The organism is Butyrivibrio sp. INlla18, from assembly GCF_900103635.1.
Taxonomy (GTDB): domain Bacteria; phylum Bacillota; class Clostridia; order Lachnospirales; family Lachnospiraceae; genus Butyrivibrio.
Genome location: NZ_FMXK01000008.1, coordinates 1 through 21,414, shown reverse-complemented (window position 1 = coordinate 21,414; position 21,414 = coordinate 1). Strand labels below are relative to the sequence as shown.

Here is a 21,414-nt window from a genome sequence, read left to right as displayed (position 1 = left end):
TCTTTTTTTCATATATACTAATCACATGCTTATAGATGACAGTATTTTTTATGAAGACAACCACTATATAATCATCAACAACATCCCTAACAATATCTTTTATTACATTGATTATGATAAGAGGGATGCCTCTATCAATATGGAATTCCAGCATCTGCATCCATATTACGAGATGATGATACTGCTTGCGCCTAACGCAACCCACCTTATCGAGGGAACTCCTTACAATATCCACATGGGAGACATTGTGTTACTGGCGCCTTCTGTCATGCACAAATCTGTGTATTACAAGGGCGAGCCCAGCAAGAGAATCATTATTGACTTTATGTATGAGCTTCACAATCCAGATACTGCCGAAGCTTATGAGAAAATTCTCAGTCCCTTCAACAATGAAGTGCCAATCTTCAGATTTAGTCTTGAAGACAGACAGAAACTTATAAGCATCTTGAATTCGCTCTTTGTATTTTCTAAAGAGCATCAGTATTACGGAAATCCTGCAGATGAATTTTATATTCATACTAAGTTTCAGGAATTTCTTTATACTCTTTATGATCTAAAGGATAAGAATCTCTACACCAATGATCAGAGCTATAGCTCCATTGAGCAAAAGATGTATGAGATCTCATCCTACATTCATAACCATTTCAGTGAAGATATTTCACTTAATTCGCTGTCTGACCAGTTCTTTGTAAGTCCTAGCTATTTGTCACGAGAGTTCAAGCAGGTTACAGGCTTTAATCTCTCCAACTACATTCAGCTTACCAGGATCAAGAATGCGCAGTACAGACTTGTCTCATCCAATGAGAAGATCTCTGTTATTTCAGAGGAATGCGGTTTTGCATCTTTCTCACAGTTCAACCGAATCTTTAATAAGGTTGCGGGAACAAGTCCTAGACAGTACAGACAGACCGCAATCACTAACAACAAATAACAGGATTGCTGATCGCAAGGTTTGTGCAATCGCTCTTAGCAATAAAGAATACATACTTGGCTTCTGCTACATCTTCACTTATGTGCATGCTGTAGTCATAGAAGCCATTTTCTTTGTTTGCTTCTAATTCTATCTCCTTAAATGTTCCATTCTCAGTACAGATAAGGAGTTTCTTAAGCTCTGTGTTAGCAAGGAGCTTAATATCAATATCAAGTTTTCCTGACTTTTCGAGCTTTTCGCCAGGCTTTTTGCCATTTACAGTTGGGATCAGGATTGGTCCGTTGGTCAAAAAGCTGTGACCACTCTTTAATGTCTTTAAGACATTTTCCTGATTTCTTTCACCCTCAATGTTGATGTAGGTTCTGACACCGCCACTTGTAAGGTTTGTCTCAGCCCACTTCTCAAGGATAGGTAAAAGACTCTCTGTAATAAGCTTAAATACGTAGAGCTCATCTTTATATTTTTCTTCGAGCTCTTTTTCTGAAGCCTTGATGATATCAACTGTATCCATGATCTGGTCAAATAAAATGTGATAATCATCAGCAGCTATATTATGTGTATCACTTCCCGTTGTTGCTGGAAGAAGTAATCCTCTTTGCATAAGTGAAAGCCACAGTTTGTAAGCAAGATCATTGGTGCTTCCGGCCATCATAGGATTAGAGCCGTTCCAGATCTCCATGGTTTCAAAGATATCGATCATATCATAGAAATTAGGATTCCATGATATTGAAACTGAAAGATCTCTTGGATGATTGATCTGTGGAAGTCCGCCAAGTTCCTTGATCTCTGTTGTGACACGTCTGAATTCATTTCTCAGGAACTCATCTGTTCTGCGATCACCCTTTGGAATGTCGTATATTACGTCTTTATCAACGCCCATAGCCATTACATGTCCGTTGGAAGTTGAAATTTCCTTGGATACTATAGGTGTGAAGTTATCTCTTTTACCAGCCTTCCATGCTTCGTGGTTGAGAACGTTGTGGTGATCACTAAGCGCTCCGTACTCAAGTCCCATGGCCATCATGGAATTGGCTATTTCCTGAGGAGTCTCAACCACATCGTCATCTCCTGCGTAAACAGGGCTTGAATAAACGCTGTGATGATGAAGGTCTCCTGCGATCCAGCCTTCTTTTGAAAGGTTGTAGAATCTGTTGAGGTCATAAAGTTTCTTGGTATATTCACCAGTCTTGATCTCAAGGCTGTCTGTGATGATCTCATATTCGCTACCCTTTGAGATCTCAACTACATATGTACCTTCTGAGAGTTTTCTGGAAAGAACTCCATCAAATCCTGTAATGTCACGGATCATTGTGATCTTGCCGTTAACTCTATTAAAGTTTTCTGGTGTCTCGCCCTCAAGAAGTTTGAAGAGCTTGACCTGAGCAGGTGTACCTACTCCATCGCATCTTGTCTCTACGATGAGGCTACCAAGGTTTGTGGCGCCTTCAAGAATTCCATTTCTGTGAAATCTGTTTCTGTCATTCTTGGCATCGTAGTCAACATTATTGGTTCTCTTTGAGATCTTACTTCCAAAGTTTGTAACAGCAAACTTGGTGAACTCATAGAGTCTGTCTGCATTCATCTCTTTTACTACTGGGTCATCCTTGCCTTCTTCAGCGAGTTTCCCCTGTAAAAGACCTATTGCAATTGATAAAAACTTTGTTTCTTTACTCATAATGCATCTATTCCTCCTGACAATTAAAACTGCCAAGGTGTTATAAAAAGAAAATGTATGACATAGAGTCCTACCATATCTCCATATCATACATTTTAGTGTCAATTGTGTGCATTATCTACGCGATTTTTATGTTTTATAACAAAAAATATTGCATTTTTTGTGATGCCCTCAAACAGTAAAGTCAAACAGTGCATTAGATGAACTATTGTTTTTATAAGAGTTTATAAGGGCCGATGTATAGTCGTTTGAATCCAGTGCTGAAAAGGAATTGCCAAGAGTATTTGACATAAGTGAATTAGTATTTAGATCCGCTATTGTCATGTTGCTGGCATCCTGCTTTTTGCTTGTTAAGTCTTCTGCATTTGTTATGGAACTCTGAACCAGATTGGATGTGAAGTATGATGAATCTGCAAGTTCCTTTAATGCTCCTGAACCAAGAAGTCCGTTATAAGCGTTGAAGTTTGATGAAGCATCTCCCTCAGTTGATGTGGTCGATGGTGATACTTCTTTGACTGCTTCTTCCTGAATCTCATTAAGTCTGTTGTGCGTTGCCATATTATCAACAAGTTCTGCCTTTACATCTACTGTATGAGATGCAATGTTTTTGGTGATCTCTGACTTAATATCAACAGATTTGGATTCAATGTTACTAAGTATTTTGGATTCAAGATCCATATTATCAAAAACACTGTTTATCTTCTGACTGAGGTCATCAGTCTGTACTGTAGGTGTCGCAACTGCATCTGTCTTTGGATTAGCAGCTACTGCTGCGACAACCTCTGCTGCCTGTGTATCATCAGAAGCTACCGCATCTTCCGTTGCTTTATTTAAGTATTTTTGAAATATGGATTCTCCACCGGCTTTTGCGGTCTTTGAAGAATCTGATGTAGCATTAGCTACATCAGAGATTGAATACAGATAATTATTAACTGCACTTACTACGTCTGAAATATTTAGTGCCATGGTAAACCCCCAATAATTCACCCAGGTTAACTTTTTCTTAATACATTATAGCGTATTTTACAATTAAAGCAAAATTTTTATTGTCTTAATTTCAAGCTTTTCTAATCCAAATTTCATTTCTTTGGATGTGGCATCATATTGTACGCCTGTGCCTATGCGGTTTTCAAGGAGATCGCACTCGTAAATATCCTTAGGTACTACATCAAAATCTTTTAATATAGCCGCAGTCACTTCTGTGCTCTTTCCATGTCCTTCATAGAGTCTAACCACAATTCCATCCTTGTTTTCTGCAAGTTTAACAGCTTCAACGTAGACGCCTTCTGTGTCCTTAAGCTCAAAAATACTGTCTCTAACTGCTTCCACAAGCTCTTTTGCCTGAGAATAGTGACTCTCCTCGTTGAGCGCTCTAGCCTCTTCTACTACTCGTCCCTTTCTGTAATCACCAAGGTGTGGGAAAAGAGAATAGGTAAACTCGTGCTGTCCCTGATCTGCATTAGGGTTAGGGAATATTCCTGACTTAATGAGAGTGAGGCGCATGAGGTTTTCTTTGGAATCATAGCCGTACTTACTGTCATTTAGTATTGCAACGCCGTAGCCTGCATCAGCCTTAGTTGACATATCAATCCACTTATGGGCGCAGCACTCAAACTTAGCTTTATCCCAGCTTGTTTCTTTCTTTAAGTTTCTCTCAATGTTACCGTACTGGATCTCGCAGGTAATCTTGTCTGTCTGAACATCCACAGGGAATGCAGCCTTTAAAAGAGTCTGATGCTCATGCCAGTCAGCCTTAGTCACAAAGTCGATTCTCCTACTGTTAGCATAAACTACGATATCCTGGTTTATCTTAGAATTTCTGAAGGTTCTTGAAATAGAGATTACTACTTTTCCACTTTCTTTTTTTGCTGTGATGCTATCAAGGCTAGTTATACACCATGAAACATCTTCAAAGTTGTCATCAATATTCCAGCAATCGTACTCTTTTGGCTTATCTTCAAAAGCTATGAGTCTGTTAAGCGGCTCTTTTCCACTATGCCTCAGCTCTTTACCTATCTCTTTGTCAAAGAGGCTGTATATCTCACCATTTTTGTCAAAAGAGATAATGTAATACTGGTTTTCTACTACTGTTTCATCGCCAGTTTCTGTAAGTGAAAGCTTCTTGTCCTCAGATGAGTCTTTTTCTGAAGAACTTATCCACTTTTTGTTATCTTTTAATCCGCTTTTTTCTACTGCGTCAGCTACGATCTTCTCAGCGGATGACTTGATCTCAGCGTAGTCTTTATCAGAATCAATGTATACTTCCTCAATTGAAGATCCTGGAAGTATATCATGGAACTGGTTGAGCATTACCTTTTTCCACAGGTCTTTTATCTGATCAGCTGGATAATCCTGGCCCTTTAAGTACGCATAAACTGAGAGAAGCTCTGCTTCTGAAAGGAGGTACTCTGATCTTCTGTTGTTCTTTTTGTTCTTGCCAATTGAAGTATAGGTTCCTCTGTGGTACTCAAGGTAGAGCTCGTCTTTCCATGTAGGAACGTCGCTGTTATCCTTGATCCTGTCTAAAAGATCTTCGAAAAACTCAGCCACAAGGCCCTGCTCAGTTTTTGGAATTCCTGGAATTCCCATGTGAAGACGTCTGTCCATCTCGAGCATTTCCCATGTTGGGCCGCCGCCTCCATCACCATAACCATAGACTTCGAGAACTGTATCTGTTATGTCTTTTTCCCTGAAGGCTTCCCATGTTCCCATTACCTGAGATGCATTCTGTCTGCCATTGTATGTGTAATTCAGGATCTTGCCTGTTTCATTTGCCTCTACTGCCTTATCATAATCGCATGCTGTGATGATGTAGGTTGGAATGCTGCTGCCATCGATTCCTTCCCAGATGAAAAGATCATTTGGCATCCTGTTGGTGTCATTCCAAGCAAGCTTTGTTGTCATGAAGGCCTTAACGCCACTCTTTTTGAGGATCTGTGGTAGGGCTCCGCTATAACCAAATACGTCTGGAAGCCACAGGATCTTACTATCCACACCAAATTCGTTCTTGAAATATTCTTTTCCGTAAAGGATCTGTCTTACTAAAGATTCTCCTGAAGTGAGGTTACAATCAGCCTCAAGCCACATTGCTCCTTCTGGCTCAAAGCGGCCTTCTTTTATCTTTTCTTTTATCTCTTCGAAAAGCTCTGGCTCTTCCTCTTTTACAAACTCAAACATCTGTGGAGTACTAGCCATGAACTTGTACTCGGGATATTTTTTCATGAGTTCCATAACAGTAGAGTAGCTGCGGATTACCTTCTCTCTAGTCTGTCTGATCTGCCATTTCCAAGCAACATCGATGTGGGTATGTCCTACACTCTTTACTGTTACTGAGTTATCCACAATGCCATATAGGTTAGCCCTGAGATAATCGGAGCTTTCAGTGAGTTTTCCACAATTGTTGATTGCTGTGTCTTCATTTTCCACATAGTCCACACCCAGTAAATTACTGGCATTGAACAGCTGATCCAGAATTATTTCCACCGAGTTTTCCCCAGTTGTGGATAGCTTTGTGGATAACCCAGTGAATGTTTCCTCAGTAACCGCCACGTTTTTGTTCTGTTCCTCAAACGCACCTGCAGTTGTATCAAGGACCGATTCACGTTTGGATGATGGAATTCCAAGCATGGCCTGCATTGCCTCGAATGGAACTTTCATATCGAAGTATAATTTCTGCACTTCTTCGTTTCTGGTTGCAAGTGTAAGGCTTAGATAGTTTTCGTTTTTATCAAGATTGGAATATGCATATATTCTGATCTCTACAGTTCTGTCTTTCTTATTTTTCCAGTCTTCTTTGTCATATATTGTGAGACTGTTGTGGTTCATGTCCATACCACAGCGTCTTACCCCATTTATATAAACAAGCATCTGTGGATTGTTGGTGTTCCAGATATCTTCTGCTCCTGTAGACATGAAAAATAATACTTCTTTTCCCTCAAAAGAGTCTGGAATGTTTACTGTCACCTTGAAGCAATAGTGTTTATCTGGTTCTCCCCACACTCCGCCTGGTTCAAATGTTTTCCAATCTAATGAATCATCAAAGAGTGACTCTCTTTTGCCATAAGGAACAGGCAATATCTTGAGCCCCTCATCTGTCATTACTTCTCCAATTGGTGTTACGTTTGAAAAAAGGTCTTTTTCCAGTTTCTCAAGCGTAGCTTTGATCTTGTTGTACTTCTCCAAATTTCCCATTAAAAGTTTCCTGCCTTAATTTTTTACATAAAAACATAATAACCTTTTTCTTCAAAAAAGAAATAGAAATATTATTGGAAACTAGTTTGGTGTATAATAGTTTTTATAAAATAGAAAGGATTTTTTGACATGAAACAGTTAAAGCCTATCACTAACAAATTACTCTGGATCTTTGCTTTAGGACAGTTTGGATGGAGCCTTTTATCTGGTGTCGTATCTAACTGGATGGTCTATTACTACACGGGTAGCCCTGATGCACAAAATCCAAACACAGGAATTTTTGCTTCGGGAATTACGCAAAATCCTATCATTTTTAAACTTACTTTATTTGGTCTTGTTCTTGCAGCCGGCAGAATCTTTGACGCAATCACTGATCCTCTTGTTGCTGGCTGGTCTGACAGATGTACCAACAAAAAAGGAAGACGAATTCCTTTTCTTCGTGCAATGGCAATTCCTTTTGCCCTCTGTACAATAGGTCTCTTCGTTCTTCCACAAACTGGGAATATCGTAGTTAATGATCTTGTTCTTTTTATACTTTTACTTGTTTTCTATTTGTTTATGACTATGTTCTGCACTCCATACAATGCGCTGATCGCGGAGCTTGGAGATACACAGCAGCATAGGATAAATGTTTCAACTTATATCTCATTTACATTTATCGTTGGTCAGAGTATTTCATTCCTCTTACCAAACCTTGCTGGAGCTCTTACTTCTTTGGCAGGACAAAAGGGCGGTATCAGACTTGCAGTAGCTATCATGGCTGCCATCGCTTGCATCTCAATGCTGATTCCTGCTTTCTACATCAAGGAGCGCGATTACATCGACAGCAAACCTAGTGAAACCAAGCCTTTCAAGTCCCTGGCAGAGACTTTTTCAAATGGACAATTTAGACGATTTGTCTACAGCGATGTTATCTATTTCTTTGCACTTACTCTTTTCCAGACTGGCCTTGCCTTCTACGAGACCAAGCTTATGGAGATTGAGGATACTTGGACATTCCTTTTGACAGCGACCATGACATTTATCAGTGTTCTTCTGTATCCTGTGGTTAACATCCTTGCAAAAAAGATTGGCAAAAAAAGCCTTATCATCTTTGGATTCTTTTCATATTGCTGCGTATTTGCAATTACTTCTTTCTGCGGAAAAGGACTTCACTGGGGATTTATCATTGCAGTAACTGCTGCCATTCCAATGGCAATTCTGGGAATCCTTCCTCAGGCCTGTGTTGCAGATGTTGCTGAGCTTACAAGATTAGAGACAGGCGAAGATAGAAGCGGTATGTTCTTTGCTGCCAGAACCTTTGCCTTTAAACTTGGCCAGGCTCTTGCCCTTGTAACTTTCACTTCTGTTACTGTTGCCGAGACCAAGCAAAGCTACCGCACAACTGCAGTTGTTGCCTTTATCTGTTGTTTTATCGGCGCCTGCATATTCTTTGCCTATAACGAAAAGATGATCCTTTCTAAGATAAAAGAACTTAAGGGTTCTGATGAATTTTAATAAGTGTTGAACCAAAAAACCTACTCACTTTTGTGAGTAGGCTTTTTAATTCAAAGAATTATATCTAATTGATTCTGAATAAATTCTGGAATCTTCTCTGCAAGCTCATTCCATGGCATATAGTCATCTTCTGAAATTACATATTCCTCGAATTCCATTGAAGGCTCAAAAGAGAAGTTGTCTCTTATGTACTTAATAACCTTTTGGTTTTCTTCTTCTGTGATGTGGATATCTGTTAGGTATCTCTCTGGGGCATCCAGACCACTGATTCCAGCAAGTCTCTGACAGCTTTCAAATAGTTCAGGATACAAAAACATCAGTCTAGGGGCTGCTAGCATTGCGTGTTTTCCTGGCTGAGAGTACATTTTTATTCTCTTGCCCTTTTCTGCAAAACCTGTGACATCAAAGAGGATCGCATTTAAGAATCTTCCGTGATAGCTTCCTTCTGCTCCTACGACTTTTCCCTCTTTATCAAGATAGATCCAGATGTGCTCAAGGTCATATAAGTGCTGAATGTCGTAGTCCAGATAATACGCATATTCTATGACTTTTACAGTTCCTTTGTGATTCTGAAAATCAAAGCTTCGATTAAAAGAGTCGCTTTTTTCTCCGTCTTTTTCATAAAATCTATAGCCAACTTTTTTTATCTTAATTGGCTCTTTTTTATCCATATAGATTATTGGGGCGTACTCAAATATGTTTTCCATAGCAAGTTCCTTTTACAAAAAAGAGCTGCCACTTTCGTGACAGCCCTTGAATGTTTAATTTATTAGAGCTGAGGACCAGCTGATACAAGTGCCTTACCTGCTTCGTTTCCTGTGTACTTAACAAAGTTCTTCTGGAATCTAGCTGCAAGGTCTTTTGCCTTCTCTTCCCACTCAGATGCATTTGCATATGTATCTCTAGGATCAAGAATTGCAGGATCAACTCCTGGAAGTGATGTAGGAACTTCGAAATCGAAGTAAGGGATCTTCTTGGTCTCTGCCTTAAGAACATCACCATTAAGGATAGCATCGATGATACCACGTGTATCCTTGATAGAGATTCTCTTACCTGTTCCGTTCCAACCTGTGTTTACAAGGTAAGCCTTAGCTCCTGACTTCTGCATCTTCTTAACAAGCTCCTGAGCGTACTTTGTAGGATGAAGCTCAAGGAATGCCTGACCGAAGCAAGCTGAGAATGTAGGTGTAGGCTCTGTGATTCCTCTCTCTGTTCCAGCAAGCTTAGCTGTGAATCCAGAAAGGAAGTAGTACTGAGTCTGCTCTGGTGTAAGGATTGATACTGGAGGAAGTACTCCGAATGCATCAGCTGAAAGGAAGATTACATTATCAGCGTCAGGACCAGCAGAAACCTTATTTACCTTCTGAGCGATCTTGTCGATGAACTCGATAGGATATGATACACGAGTATTCTCTGTAACGCTCTTATCGTTGAAATCAATCTTTCCGTTAGCATCTACTGTTACGTTCTCAAGAAGAGCATTTCTCTTGATCGCATTGTAGATATCTGGCTCAGACTCTTTATCAAGTCCGATAACCTTAGCATAGCAACCACCTTCAAGGTTGAATACACCGTTGTCGTCCCAACCGTGCTCGTCATCACCGATGAGGAGTCTCTTAGGATCTGTTGAAAGTGTTGTCTTACCTGTTCCTGAAAGACCGAAGAAGATTGCTGTGTGCTTACCTTCCATATCTGTGTTAGCTGAGCAGTGCATTGATGCCATGCCCTGAAGTGGAAGGAAGTAGTTCTGCATTGAGAAGAGACCCTTCTTCATCTCTCCGCCGTACCAAGTGTTAAGGATTACCTGCTCCTTGCTTGTTACGTTGAAAAGAACTGCTGTCTCTGAGTTAAGACCGAGTTCCTTGTAGTTCTCAACCTTAGCCTTTGATGCGTTGTAAACAACGAAATCTGGCTTGAAGTTAGCCTGCTCTTCTTCTGTAGGACGGATGAACATGTTCTTTACGAAGTGTGCCTGCCAAGCTACTTCCATGATGAATCTAACTGCAAGACGTGTATCTGCATTTGCTCCGCAGAAACCATCGATTACATAAAGTTTCTTGTTTGAAAGCTCTTCAACAGCAAGCTTCTTACAAGCATCCCAAGCTGCCTGTGATGCTCTGTGGTTATCGTTAGGATATTCCTCAGATGTCCACCATACTGTATCCTTTGACTTCTCATCCTCAACGATGAACTTATCTTTAGGTGAACGACCTGTATAAATACCTGTCATAACGTTAACTGCACCAAGCTCTGTCTCTACGCCCTTGTCATAACCTGTAAGACTTGGATCGATCTCATCTTTGAAAAGCTGCTCGTATGAAGGATTATAAACAACTTCCTTAACTCCTGTGATGCCATACTGGCTTAAATCGATGTTTGCCATTTTGCTATCCTCTTTTCTTTAATATTTTTTTGTTACGAATACATGATTCGCAGTTTCACTATTATCAAACGGGAATTCTGCGCCCGATACTTCTTTTATACTACAAAGTCAAACTTTTAACAAGATTTTTGACAGAAAATATCTATAAAATTCCTGTAAAAACCTAGCATTATTTTAACATTTCTGACGCTTCGATTTCATAGCAAACAACTGTGTGTGGCGCTAGTTCAAACTTCTTTCCATTTTCCAAAGTTTCGGAAACGTTGGTCCAAATTTCTATAGCGTCATACTTTTTGCTCTTAGGAAGTCCAAAGTCTTTTAATTTTAGCTTGTACTTTCTTTTTGAATCGCTGATATTAAAGATTGCGATGTAGATCTTTTCATCTTTTGAGAAGCTCTTCCATGCTACAACGTCGTCTTTTCTGTCGACCTGTCTGGCTTTTCTGCCATTTTTGTGCATGTTCAGAAGCTTTTCATTGGTCAAAAGACTCTTTGTAAACTCGTCATTATCCCTCATCTCACCACCAAACATAAGTGGAGACCTGAAAATACACCAAAGTGTCATAAGAATCTTCTGTTCATCATGAGTGAAATGTGTGTAATGACCTCTTTGACCATTTTCATCATTGCAAACGCAGAGATGTCCAAGTGGAAGCATGTCGCAATCTGGCCAATGGTCCTTGCATCCGATACCTTGCCAAGCATGACATCTTTCAAACATTCCATATAAGTGTTCCCACTTATCCCAGAAATCGTCTGTCATTCTCCACATGTTTGCATTGTTAAGAAGGAAGTCTTTCTGCTCAACCCTTGCTGGTCCTGGTGAAAGGCTCAGAACCATCTCTCTTCCACAGTTCTCAATCGCGTTCTTGATAAGTTCAATCTCGCTAAAGCCTGCTCCTGGTGCATCTGGGCCGCAATCTACTCTTGCAATATCATCTACCTTTACGTAATCTACGCCCCACTCTGCATACATTTCAAACAGTGAGTTGTAATATTCCTGTGCGCCCTTTGCTTTGGCGTCAACACCGTACATATCGGTATTCCACAAGCAGATAGATGCTGGATGTGCGATCTGCCTTGCTGTTGCATCAGTTCCCATAATTGGTGTATTTCTGTGAACTGCCTGTCTTGGAATACCTCTCATGATATGAATACCAAACTTAAGTCCCATATCATGGATCTTGTCAGCTATTGGTCTAAAGCCTTTTCCTCCAGCTGATGAAGGGAATCTGTTAACTGCTGGAATAAGTCTTGAATGCTCATCCATCTCCAGCTCAGTAAATTTGTGATACTCATGGCTATCTGCCAGTGGTTCATACCACTGAATATCACAGATGATGTACTCCCATCCAAATCTTTCCAGATTTTCTGCCATGTACTGCGCATTTCCAAGAAGAATCTCTTCTGTAACACTTGCTCCGTAACAATCCCAACTGTTCCACCCCATAGGTGGCCTTTTTGCTACATAATACCTGTCTCCCATAAAACCTCCAATTTCAGTCATTCTCTAATAATGCCTTGTATATATCTCTTTTTCCGACTCCTCTGTCGGCTGCAACCTTCTTCATGGCGTCTTTATGAGGAACCCCCGCATCCTCATAAAACTTCATATGCTCTTCAATACTCATTTCCTGCCAGGATAATCTCTTTTCCTCGTCCTGCTCCTTAAGGCTCTTCCCCTCGATCACTAATACATACTCGCCTCTTGGCTCATTATCTTTATAAAAAGAGATGGCATCTTCCAAAGTCGTAGGATTTACCTCTTCAAATTTCTTGGTAAGTTCCCTACATATGGATATTCTCCTATTTCCAAGTGTTTCATACAGGTCATTTAGAGCCTGCTTTAAGTGATGAGGAGCCTCATACACGATCATAGTTCTGCTCTCATCTTTTAAGTCTTCAAGAATTCTTTTCCTATCTTTTTTGTCTTCAAGAGATGGTAAAAAACCTTCAAAACAAAATCTTCTGGTTGGAAGGCCAGAAAGCGTAAGTGCTGTAATACAAGCAGCTGGACCTGGAAGTGATGTAACAGTAATGCCGCTTTTGTAACATTCCGCAACGAGAACCTCTCCTGGATCTGAAATAGCTGGTGTTCCAGCATCAGTAATGAGGGCAACATTAGTTCCCTCAAGCATTTTCTCGATAAGCCACTTGGCCTTATCGTATTTATTGTATTCATGATAGCTAGTCATTTCGGTATGAATATCGAAATGATTAAGCAGTTTTATGCTGTTTCTCGTGTCCTCAGCGGCGATCAGATCAACGCTTCTTAGAGTCTCTAATACTCTAAAAGTCATATCATCAAGATTTCCGATGGGAGTTGCGCACAAATATAACTTTCCCTGCATTATTGATACCCGTATATCTCGTATATTTCCTGTGTGTACTTGCCCTGACTCTCATAGACTACAAGGGGTGCTTCCACTGTCATTCTGGACTTGCCGCCTCTAACGCCTTCTATCAGGACCATGTTTGGCTCTTTATCTGCAAAAGGATGTACCAATCTCATCCTTTTAGGCTCTACCTTGTGATCATGCATCATGACAATGATCTCTGACAGTCTAAATGGTCTGTGTACCATATAGAACTTGCCGCCAGGCTTAAGGCACCTTGCTGCTGCCTTCACCACGTCTTCTAAGTCGCACAGAATCTCATGTCTTGCTATAGCCTTTGGTCCGTCAGGATTTTTAAGGCCATGTCCACCTATCATGTATGGCGGATTGCATGTTACTACATCAAAAGAGGCAGCCTCGAATAACTCGCCTGCCTCCTTAATATCTCCTTGAACGATCTCTACTCTGCTCTGCAGGTCATTTAGAATCACACTTCTACCAGCCATCTCGGCGCATTCTTCCTGTATCTCAAGACCTACAATCCTATCCGCCTTGGTCTTGGCTGCCATAAGTATAGGTATTATTCCTGTTCCTGTTCCCAGATCCAGCATACTGCCGCCGTCTGGAACGCTTGCAAAGCCTGACAAAAGAACTGCATCCATACCAAAACAGAACTTTTCTGGATCCTGTATGATCCTATATCCGTTTCTCTGCAGATCATCCAGTCTTTCTCCGCTTTTAAGATCAATTGTCCCCAAGCTTTGACTTTCCTTCCTGTTTCTCGATCTTCTCAAGTTTTTCAAGCTCTTTGATCTCAGCGTCTTCTTGAGAATTTTTCTTACCACCGTTTTGGTTCTTTTTCTTTGGTTTCTTTTTAATCTGTTCTATCTCTTCGAGCTTGTACTCGTGAACTTCCTTCTCATCATCAACATCCACAAGGATTCTGAGAGTCTGTCTCAAGATATTTACGCTTGAAACCTCTCCCTCAAGTCCGTCATTGGCCTTACAGATATCACCAACGCTAGGCATCTTGCGGTTGAGTTCTTCATAAACATCTTCTTCGTTCTTGAGGCAGCACATAAGTCTTCCACAAACACCTGAAATCTTGGTTGGATTAAGTGAAAGGCTCTGTTCCTTGGCCATCTTGATAGATACTGGCACAAAATCTGAAAGATATGAGTGACAGCAAAGTGGTCTACCACAGATTCCGTAACCACCAATGATCTTGGTCTCATCTCTGACACCGATCTGTCTAAGCTCGATTCTTGTCTTAAATACTGCCGCAAGGTCTTTTACCAACTCTCTAAAGTCGATTCGTCCATCAGCTGTAAAGTAGAAAAGAATCTTATTATTATCGAATGTGTACTCTGCATCTATGAGCTTCATATCAAGATTATGCTTCTTGATCTTCTCAAGGCAAACTCTGAAAGCTTCTTTCTCTTTTTCTCTGTTAGCCTTTTCCTGCTCATCATCTTTGGTGCTGGCTGTTCTGAGAACCGGCTTAAGTGGCTTAACCACCTCGTCATCCTCAACCTCTTTTGGCTCGCCTACTACTGTTCCGTACTCAACACCTCTAGCTGTCTCTACAATTACGTGATCACCTTTTTTGATCACATACTTACCTGGTGAAAAGAAATATATCTTTCCGGCAGTTCTAAACCTGACGCCGATTACTTTTGTCATAAATTCTCCTTAATCGCAAGGAGCATAAGCTCCAATGCAAGATCTATATTAACATTTGAACCTATACGATTTTTCGCTATCTCTAGATCCTTTAGCATCTGATCGATCTGTTCATAATCACATTTTTCTGTAACACTTCTAATATACGATAACTTATCAGAGAAAATCAAGTGATCCTCGTTCTCTGTGGCTTTGTAAACCAGCATATCTCTAAATAAGAATATAAAAACATCCATAAAGTCTTCAAGACTTTTGGGATCAATATTCTTTTTGCTTGCTTTATCTTCTTCATCAGAAGGTGCAAGTATTTCATGAACCCGGTCCATCATATCATGGATCTCAAGGTTTTTAAGCTTTGCAAAGAGCTCAATTGTACTATCTTTTAGATTTTCAAACTTCTCATTAGAAGCAAGATCGATAGCCTTACCTACATTTCCCCTTGCAAAAGAAGCGCAGAGCATAGCCTTGTAGTCCACTACATGACATTCTTCCATCAGATATTTCTTGATAGAATCGTCCTGCGCTGGCTTCATAGGAAGAACAATACATCTACTTATGATTGTTGGGAGAAATGCATTGATATTATTAGTAAGAATTATGATAACAATGTATGAAGGTGGCTCCTCTAATGTCTTAAGCAGCGCATTTTGTGCCGCCGGAGTCATTTTCTCGCCCTCTGGGATAATATAGACCTTGTACTTGCTCTCATATGGCTTGATGACTACATCATCTCTAAGACCATGTCTTATATCATCGACACCAATACTTCCTGGTTTCTCATGTCCGATAGTAATGATATCTGGATGGCTTCCACTTAAGGCTTTTACGCAGGATGGACACTCATCACATCCATCAACATAGCCTTTTTTGTCCTGTCTGTTCTCACATTGAAGTGCTTTTGCAAATATACGCGCGATAAACTCTTTTCCCGAACCAGTTTCACCAGATATGATGTAAGCATGTGACACCTTATCTGTCTTGAGCGCATTCTGCATGTGCTCTTTCATCTGAACTTGATCTATGATATCGGAAAAATCCGCCATTTCGTTCCCCTTAAGTAAATATATCCAACAAAAGTCCTTCAATCTGACCTATCTTGGCCAGAATTCCAATATTGTCCTTCTCGTCCTTAACAAGCTCCTTAGCAAGGGCATCTAGCTCATCATCAACTTGTCTGATGATTCCATAAACTCTGTGCCTTCCTTTTCTATCAAGGAAGTTCTCTCTTGAAAAGGCATGAGACCTTGTGACAACCTCATTTAAAAAATCTTTTATGAGCACTCTGTAGCGCTGCATATCCTTGATGTCATTTCTCTTGGATATTCTCTCGCCCTGCTGGACAATATCCTGCATCATCAAATTGAGACGCTCTGCAAGATTTGTGTCTTCCAACTTACTGGTAAGAACAAACTTAAAATCTCCATTCGCCTCTTGGACCTGCTCAGGTGCTGCAGTTTGTGTCGGCTGTACGACATTATTGATCTTTATATCCATAATTTGACCCCTCAAACCATGTCGTTATGTCACTTGACGCCTATACTTATTTTATCCTATTTTCTGAATAATGTACCTAGTTATTTCATTAATACAATCGTCTATTTTGTCATTATTCTTGAATCTATCTTGCACCATTGCCTGAGCAATCTTGTCTTCACTAAAGTCTTCTTCATCAGCCAAAAAGCGTCTGCACATTTCGTCATATTTTGGATGTTCCTGCTTGTCCTCTCTGTGCATAGCTCTTTGAAGCCTTATCTTGGCATCTACGTCGATCAGAAGTGGAACCACATTTTCTTTTCCAAAGTAATCTCTAATATAGCAATATGATTCAAGAGTTCCTATCACCAGATAATTTCCTGCAGATAGATCGATCTGACCGTCATCTACAGTAAAATATCTCCATTCGCCATAATTTGTGTGATAGGTTCTTTCTTCTATTATCTTGCCATCTGCTTTGAGATTCTGGTATCCCTGCTCATCCTTGAAGAAATACTGAACTCCGTCAGTCTCCCCATCTCTCATAGGACGTGTTGTATATGGAATTACCTTATTTAGCTTGAGTTCCTCGTTCTTTATAAGTTCTCGGTAAATCGTATCTTTACCAGAGGTACTCTTTCCCATCAAAAGAAATATTCTTCCCATTTTACCCCTTACAGTTCCTCTACTCTGATCATGTTTGTTCTACCTGGTATTCCAAGTGGAACTCCAGCTGTTAATACAACTTTATCTCCAGCCTTGAGATAGCCAGCATTCTTAGCTGCATTGATAGCTTCTCTGAAAAGCTCATCAGCAGTATCTTCCTGTCTGATATGAAGTGGTGTTACGCCCCACATAAGATTTGACTGTCTGCATACTGTTGGATTGATAGTACATGCAATGATCTGACAATTTGGTTTGTATCTAGACACCATGCTTGCTGTAAATCCTGACATTGTAACTGTAAGGATCGCATCAGCATTAACTTCTGCAGCGATATTACAAGTAGCATGTGAAATAGCTGTTGTGATATCAGTTGGAACATAATCTCTCTTGCGAAGTCTTCCAACATAGTCGATATCAGCCTCGGTACGCTCTGCAATTCGGGCCATTGTCTTAACAGCCTCAACTGGATAATCACCAGATGCTGTCTCTCCTGAAAGCATGATAGCTGTTGTTCCATCATATATAGCGTTTGCTACGTCTGTTACTTCCGCACGTGTTGGACGTGGATGATGGATCATAGAATCAAGCATCTGAGTTGCTGTAATAACATACTTACCCTTTGCTTCTGCAAGCTTGATCATTTCTTTCTGAACTACTGGAACATCTTCAAATGGAACCTCTACACCAAGATCACCTCTTGCAACCATGATTCCATCTGCTGTATCTAAGATCTCTTCAAGGTTATTGATACCCTGTGTGCTCTCGATCTTAGCAATTATCTTCATCTGGCTATTCTTTTCTTTTAAGAGTTCGCGAATAGCCTCAACATCTTCCTTGTTTCTGACAAAAGATGCTGCTACAAAATCAAATCCCTGCTCACAACCGAAAATAATATCGCTCTTATCCTGCTCACTTAAATATGGCATTGTGAGCTCTGCTCCAGGAACATTAACTCCTTTTTTGTCTGAAACTGGTCCACCATTTACTACTGTGCAGACAATATCTGTATCTGTTACTTCATCAACTACAAGTTCAATAAGGCCATCATCGATAAGGATAGTCATTCCCTTCTTGCAATCGTTTGTAAGTTCCTTATATGTAATAGCTACTTCTGACTGTGTCCCCAAAACATCTCTAGAAGTAAGTGTAAACTTCTGTCCTGCCTGAAGCTCGATCTTGCCAGCTTCAAAATCCTTTAAACGAATCTCTGGTCCCTTTGTATCAAGCATAACTGCTACAGGAAGATCAAGCTCATCACGAAGCTTCTTGATCCTGTCATATTTTCTCTTATGTTCCTCATGGGATCCATGTGAAAAGTTAAAGCGAGCTACGTTCATACCTGCAAGCATTATCTCGCGAAGCTTTTCCTCGCTCTCACTTGCTGGTCCAATAGTACAAATTATTTTTGTCTTACGCATGTAATTCCTTCCTTATTTCCTTTATTATCCTCTACAATCCCCTGAACATTAAGGCCTTCACCCAAATAAGTCTTAATGGTATCTAATATTTCTTTTGAAAAAACTTCACCAGGCGCAATTATCGGCGTTCCCGGTGGATACAGATTGATAAACTCTCCCGCTATCTGTCCTGTGGCTTCATTTAAAGAGATTACTTCTTTCTCACTATCCCAGGCGCTACTGAGTTTCATGGCCTTGGAAGGCACCACAAGTTCTGTATGTTTAGAACTTTGTCCTCCCTTAATAGCCTTTTTTTCTAAATCATTAATAGCTCTAATTAATCTATCAATACCTTCTTCTGTATCCCAGCCTGAAATAATAGCAAGTGCGAACTTTTCGCCTGCCATTTCAAGCTGCAAAGCATATTCCTCACGAAGTATATCATATAACTGCTGTCCTGTCATTGTGGCATCTTTTACAGAAATCAGTACTTTTGCGGCATCCTCATTATCATCATGCCCTAGCACTTTTACCAGCTGATTTGAAGCAGTTTCTTCCTGAATCTTATTTCTATATTTAAGAAGATTTCTTACAAACTCATCTCCCTTTTCTTCCATTTCCTTCATGCACAGGTCAATTGAAGACATAAGTACATATGAAGGGCTACTAGACTGATATATCCTTAAAAATCTCTTCAGTAATCCCTTATCAACAATATTTCCCTGAACATGGATAAGCGCTGTTTGAGTCATTGAAGGAAGCGTCTTATGAGTGCTATGGATTACCAGATCAGCTCCCTCTGAAACAGCACTCTTAGGCAAAGCCTCAAATCCTCCCTTTGCATCAGAATACTCTTTTCCAAAGCCAAAGTGCGCTCCATGTGCTTCATCAACAATAAGCGCTATTCCGCGTTTATGACATACCTCAGCAATTCCTCTAATATCTGAACATTTGCCTTCATACGTTGGAGAGGTTATAAATACAGCTTCTACGTCATCTGTTAAGCAGTTTTCAACATCCTTAGCGCTGTATCTTCCTGGTATATTCAATTCTTTTTCTGTATTATCAGGTAAGTAACGAATATCTAGATCTCTGAGATATGCTGCATGATAAAAAGACTTATGGCTTGCCCTTGCAGCTAAAACAGTACCACCCTTATGTACAGCTGTAGAAACAGCTGCAAGAACACCACTTGTGCTACCGTTTACAAGGAAATACGTCTTATCAGCACCATAAAGACTGTTGGCCCTTTCCTCTGCCTGAAGAATAATACCAGCCTCATCGTGCAGATTATCAAAGCCATCTATTTCTGTTATATCACAACGAAAAGCACCCTCTAATGGGGTGCTTAAGCAATTTCTTTTATGACCTGGCATATGAAAGGGATACATATCACTTTCTGCCAAACTAATTAACTCCTGGTAAAGATCAGGCATAGTTAACTTTTATCTTTCCTTTCTTAAGCTTCAATGTTTCAAGGGTAGATGCATATTTATCTGCTAAACACACTATCCAAGCCTCTCTGCAACGAGGTGGTCTTATTGTAAGTGGCCACATATGCTTCTCAATAATATCTTTTTCTCTTGGTGATAACTTAAAGTCTCTGCAAGCATTTCTAAGTGCTATACCAGGATGGTAAAATCCATGAAGTTTTGGATGTATATTTCCAGGCGCATCACTATCATGCCAATCGTACAAAAAATAGTCATGTAAAAGAGCTCCTCTTATCAGTGCTCTTTCTTTACAGCCTACTTTAAGCTTTCTATTTAATTTGATTGCACAAAGTGCAACGTGAACGCTATGCTCGAATACTGTTACATCACCATGCTGAATGTAAGTCTTTAATCTCTGATATCGTTTGGAGCCTAGAACTTCTGCTCCATGCTTATGAAGGATTCCGCGATACTCTTCATCTGTCTCAAGTTCATCTAAGATTTTTGGATCGAATGTATCAGGATCATAGTCTTTAATATCTAAGACCTGCTTAATAATCTTCTTATCATCTTCTGTTAAATGCATCTCTACTCTTTACCTTTTCTTTTATGGTATTAAACACCACACGTACCAATTTTTATAATATTACCATAGAACAAGGGAAAATGTATAAAAAACATAAAAAAACTCAGTAAACAATTCCGCCTACTGAGTAAAGAATTAATAAAAAAAGATGCCTAGAGTCGGAATCGAACCAACGACACGAGGATTTTCAGTCCTCTGCTCTACCAACTGAGCTATCTAGGCATAGAGTAGCGGGGACAGGATTTGAACCTATGACCTTCGGGTTATGAGCCCGACGAGCTTCCAGACTGCTCCACCCCGCGTCATTATAAATCCGCACCACCGTACGAATCTTATTTGATTATTGCATCTTTGCAATAAAAAAATGGATGGCGGTGGATTCGAACCACCGAAGCAATTTGCAGCAGATTTACAGTCTGTCCCCTTTGGCCACTCGGGAAGCCATCCATATAGAGCCGATGAGCGGACTCGAACCGTTAACCTGCTGATTACAAATCAGCTGCTCTGCCAATTGAGCCACATCGGCTTACACACGAATTGTGTTTAGTAGAAAAATGGGACCTACAGGGCTCGAACCTGTGACCCTCTGCTTGTAAGGCAGATGCTCTCCCAGCTGAGCTAAGATCCCGTTCTAAGTAAACCAAACAATATGAAGTTGAGCGACCCGAAGGGGGTTCGAACCCCTGACCTCCGCCGTGACAGGGCGGCGCTCTAACCAGCTGAGCCACCGGGCCATTGTTGAAGTTTTTGTACCTTCAAAACCGAACACTGATATCTAAATCCATTTCCTATACTGCGTATGGATAAGCCCTCGACCTATTAGTACACATCAGCTGAACACGTTACCGTGCTTACACCTTGTGCCTATCTAACCTCGTACTCTCCAAGGGGTCTTACTGCCGAAGCAGGGATATCTCATCTTGAGGGGGGCTTCACGCTTAGATGCCTTCAGCGTTTATCCCTTCCGGACGTGGCTACCCAGCCTTATGCATCTGGCGATGCAGCTGATACACCAGCGGTCCGTCCATCCCGGTCCTCTCGTACTAAGGACAGCTCCTCTCAGATATCCTACGCCCGCGCCGGATAGGGACCGAACTGTCTCACGACGTTCTGAACCCAGCTCGCGTACCGCTTTAATGGGCGAACAGCCCAACCCTTGGGAC

The 21,414-nt window shown here is 40.6% G+C and carries 17 protein-coding genes, 6 tRNA genes and 1 rRNA gene; 2 read left to right on the top strand and 22 right to left on the bottom strand.

Features of this window, described 5'->3' with window-relative positions; genetic code table 11:
* Positions 1-139 precede the first annotated feature (139 nt).
* Complete coding sequence (locus BLS24_RS06375) at positions 140-931, top strand: helix-turn-helix domain-containing protein (RefSeq protein ID WP_083385599.1); 792 nt, start codon at positions 140-142, stop codon at positions 929-931.
* On the opposite strand, the gene BLS24_RS06370 is transcribed toward BLS24_RS06375, so the two are convergent.
* The 3 genes from BLS24_RS06370 to BLS24_RS06360 form a co-directional block, all read right to left on the bottom strand.
* Entirely contained in the window at positions 918-2,606 is a 1,689-nt protein-coding gene (locus tag BLS24_RS06370; RefSeq protein ID WP_091757237.1) for a CehA/McbA family metallohydrolase, read from the bottom strand. The two genes, BLS24_RS06375 and BLS24_RS06370, sit on opposite strands and share 14 nt — an antisense overlap.
* A gap of 171 nt (positions 2,607-2,777) precedes the next feature.
* Complete coding sequence (locus BLS24_RS06365) at positions 2,778-3,572, bottom strand: hypothetical protein (RefSeq protein ID WP_091757235.1); 795 nt, start codon at positions 3,570-3,572, stop codon at positions 2,778-2,780.
* A gap of 63 nt (positions 3,573-3,635) precedes the next feature.
* Complete coding sequence (locus tag BLS24_RS06360; RefSeq protein ID WP_091757233.1) at positions 3,636-6,797, bottom strand: alpha-mannosidase; 3,162 nt, start codon at positions 6,795-6,797, stop codon at positions 3,636-3,638.
* A gap of 129 nt (positions 6,798-6,926) precedes the next feature.
* Here BLS24_RS06360 and BLS24_RS06355 point away from each other — a divergent pair, with 129 nt between their 5' ends.
* A complete protein-coding gene (locus tag BLS24_RS06355; protein ID WP_091757230.1) occupies positions 6,927-8,294 on the top strand; it encodes an MFS transporter in 1,368 nt (455 codons plus the stop codon).
* A 50-nt stretch (positions 8,295-8,344) separates the two neighbouring features.
* Here the strand turns inward: BLS24_RS06355 and BLS24_RS06350 are convergent, their stop codons facing one another.
* The 19 genes from BLS24_RS06350 to BLS24_RS06260 all read right to left on the bottom strand — a co-directional run.
* Complete coding sequence (locus BLS24_RS06350) at positions 8,345-9,001, bottom strand: hypothetical protein (RefSeq protein ID WP_091757228.1); 657 nt, start codon at positions 8,999-9,001, stop codon at positions 8,345-8,347.
* A 62-nt stretch (positions 9,002-9,063) separates the two neighbouring features.
* A complete protein-coding gene (pckA, locus tag BLS24_RS06345; protein ID WP_091757227.1) occupies positions 9,064-10,677 on the bottom strand; it encodes a phosphoenolpyruvate carboxykinase (ATP) in 1,614 nt (537 codons plus the stop codon).
* A 169-nt stretch (positions 10,678-10,846) separates the two neighbouring features.
* Positions 10,847-12,163, bottom strand: coding sequence for a glycoside hydrolase family 27 protein (locus BLS24_RS06340; RefSeq protein WP_091757225.1), 1,317 nt, complete (start codon positions 12,161-12,163; stop codon positions 10,847-10,849).
* A 13-nt stretch (positions 12,164-12,176) separates the two neighbouring features.
* A complete protein-coding gene (gene rsmI / locus BLS24_RS06335) occupies positions 12,177-13,028 on the bottom strand; it encodes a 16S rRNA (cytidine(1402)-2'-O)-methyltransferase (protein WP_091757223.1) in 852 nt (283 codons plus the stop codon).
* On the bottom strand, positions 13,028-13,771 hold the full coding sequence (locus BLS24_RS06330) for a tRNA1(Val) (adenine(37)-N6)-methyltransferase (RefSeq protein ID WP_330388220.1): 744 nt from the start codon (positions 13,769-13,771) through the stop codon (positions 13,028-13,030). The genes rsmI and BLS24_RS06330 overlap by 1 nt, the downstream gene beginning before the upstream one ends.
* Positions 13,758-14,696 carry a PSP1 domain-containing protein gene (locus tag BLS24_RS06325; RefSeq protein ID WP_091757221.1) on the bottom strand — a complete coding sequence of 313 codons (939 nt, stop codon included), beginning with the start codon at positions 14,694-14,696 and terminating at the stop codon, positions 13,758-13,760. Before BLS24_RS06325 ends, BLS24_RS06330 begins: the two co-directional genes overlap by 14 nt.
* Positions 14,693-15,739: a DNA polymerase III subunit gene (locus BLS24_RS06320; RefSeq protein ID WP_091757218.1), complete on the bottom strand. Its 1,047-nt coding sequence runs from the start codon at positions 15,737-15,739 to the stop codon at positions 14,693-14,695. The genes BLS24_RS06325 and BLS24_RS06320 overlap by 4 nt, the downstream gene beginning before the upstream one ends.
* Positions 15,740-15,749: 10 nt before the next feature.
* On the bottom strand, positions 15,750-16,190 hold the full coding sequence (locus BLS24_RS06315) for a YaaR family protein (RefSeq protein WP_071174932.1): 441 nt from the start codon (positions 16,188-16,190) through the stop codon (positions 15,750-15,752).
* Between the two features lie 51 nt (positions 16,191-16,241).
* Positions 16,242-16,835, bottom strand: a complete 594-nt coding sequence (locus BLS24_RS06310) for a nucleoside/nucleotide kinase family protein (protein WP_091757216.1) — start codon at positions 16,833-16,835, stop codon at positions 16,242-16,244.
* 8 nt (positions 16,836-16,843) lie between these two features.
* Positions 16,844-18,253 (bottom strand): pyruvate kinase, encoded by a 1,410-nt coding sequence (pyk, locus tag BLS24_RS06305; protein ID WP_091757214.1) that lies wholly within the window; start codon positions 18,251-18,253, stop codon positions 16,844-16,846.
* On the bottom strand, positions 18,235-19,638 hold the full coding sequence (locus BLS24_RS06300) for an aminotransferase class I/II-fold pyridoxal phosphate-dependent enzyme (protein ID WP_176764355.1): 1,404 nt from the start codon (positions 19,636-19,638) through the stop codon (positions 18,235-18,237). The genes pyk and BLS24_RS06300 overlap by 19 nt, the downstream gene beginning before the upstream one ends.
* A 22-nt stretch (positions 19,639-19,660) precedes the next feature.
* On the bottom strand, positions 19,661-20,251 hold the full coding sequence (locus BLS24_RS06295; RefSeq protein WP_091757209.1) for an HD domain-containing protein: 591 nt from the start codon (positions 20,249-20,251) through the stop codon (positions 19,661-19,663).
* Positions 20,252-20,400: 149 nt separating this feature from the next.
* Positions 20,401-20,473: transfer RNA gene (locus BLS24_RS06290), tRNA-Phe, on the bottom strand.
* A 6-nt stretch (positions 20,474-20,479) separates the two neighbouring features.
* Positions 20,480-20,553 (bottom strand) — tRNA-Met (locus BLS24_RS06285).
* Between the two features lie 63 nt (positions 20,554-20,616).
* Positions 20,617-20,698: transfer RNA gene (locus BLS24_RS06280), tRNA-Tyr, on the bottom strand.
* Between the two features lie 6 nt (positions 20,699-20,704).
* Positions 20,705-20,777, bottom strand: a tRNA-Thr gene (locus BLS24_RS06275).
* Between the two features lie 29 nt (positions 20,778-20,806).
* Positions 20,807-20,879, bottom strand: a tRNA-Val gene (locus BLS24_RS06270).
* Positions 20,880-20,911: 32 nt separating this feature from the next.
* Positions 20,912-20,985 (bottom strand) — tRNA-Asp (locus BLS24_RS06265).
* A 65-nt stretch (positions 20,986-21,050) separates the two neighbouring features.
* Positions 21,051-21,414, bottom strand: a 23S ribosomal RNA gene (locus tag BLS24_RS06260); the annotation flags it as partial.